The 1422-nt window shown below is 69.9% G+C and carries 1 protein-coding gene; it reads left to right on the forward strand.

What is annotated here, in order from left to right:
* Positions 1 to 201 precede the first annotated feature (201 nt).
* Positions 202 to 1404 (forward strand): IS110 family transposase, encoded by a 1203-nt coding sequence (locus IG88_RS0137660; protein ID WP_031051358.1) that lies wholly within the window; start codon positions 202 to 204, stop codon positions 1402 to 1404.
* The last annotated feature ends 18 nt before the right edge of the window (positions 1405 to 1422 follow it).

Below are 1422 nucleotides of genomic sequence, written 5' to 3' on the forward strand. Positions count from 1 at the left end.
CTCCGTAAGTTGTTGGTCGGCCCGGGAGGGCCGGGTGTGGCTTATGGTTCTCTGCCTTCAGTGGCTTCCGAGGAGTGGCCGCCCGGCTCTCCGGGGCGCCCTGGCTGCTGATTGAGATGTGCGCTTCAGTCGCTTTTTACGGAGATGACAGCGGGGTGTTCCTCGGGCCGACGGCATGCTGTTCGGAGCGAGGAGGGGTGAGTGAGCGAGCGACGGAACCGGGTCTGGGTCGGCATCGACGCGGGCAAGGGGCACCACTGGGCGGCGGCGGTCGATGAGACCGGTGCCACGCTGTGGTCGAAGAAGGTCGACAACGACGAGTCGGCGATCCTGACCGCCATGGGCGAGATCCTCGACCTGGCCGACCAGGTCCAGTGGGCGGTGGACATCTCCGGCACGTCCTCCGCGCTGCTGCTGGCCTTGCTCGCGGCCCACGGCCAGCAGGCCGTCTACGTGCCCGGACGTACGGTCAACCGCATGTCCGGCGCCTACCGGGGCGAGGCGAAGACCGACGCCCGCGACGCCTACGTCATCGCCGAAACTGTCCGTAACCGCCGGGACTTCGCGACGATCGACGTGCCGGCCCAGTTGGCCGCCGATCTCGCGCTGCTGACCGCTCACCGTTGCGACCTCGTGGCGGACCGGGTCCGGATGATCAACCGTCTCCGTGACACGCTGACCGGTGTCTTCCCCGCGCTTGAGCGGGCCTTCGACTACAGCTCGCAGAAGGGCGCGCTGGTCCTGCTGACGGGCTACCAGACCCCGGCAGCCCTCCGCCGCCGCGGCCGGGCCCGGCTGACTGCCTGGCTGGCCAACCGAGGCGTGCGCGGTGCCGACGCCGTCGCTGCGACGGCGCTGGAGGCTGCCCAGGCCCAGCAGACCGCACTGCCCGGTGAGGACGTCGCTGCCCAGATCGTGGCGGACCTGGCCGCGCAGATCCTGGCCCTGGACGACCGTCTGAAGCGGATCGACCAGCAGATCCGCGAGACGTTCCGCAGCCATCCGCAGGCCGGGATCATCGAGTCCCTGCCCGGCATGGGGCCGATACTCGGCGCCGAGTTCGTCGTCGCCGCAGGCGACCTCACGGCCTACGCCGACGCCGGTCACCTGGCCTCGGCGGCTGGCCTGGTACCCGTCCCGCGCGACTCCGGACGCCGTACCGGCAACCTGCACCGGCCCAAGCGCTACAGCCGCCGCCTGCGACGGGTGTTCTACATGTCGGCCCAGACCAGCATGATGCGTGAGGGGCCCAACCGGGAGTTCTACCTCAAGAAGCGCGGCGAGGGCTGCAAACATGTCCAAGCCGTCATCGCCCTGGCACGGCGCCGGGCCAGCGTCCTGTGGGCTCTCCTGCGCGACAATCGGGTCTTCACCCCCGAGCTGCCGGTCGCGCGAGCGGCTTGACTCCGTCATTGAGACTCC

This window comes from Streptomyces sp. NRRL F-5650 (assembly GCF_000721365.1).
GTDB lineage: Bacteria > Actinomycetota > Actinomycetes > Streptomycetales > Streptomycetaceae > Streptomyces > Streptomyces ardesiacus.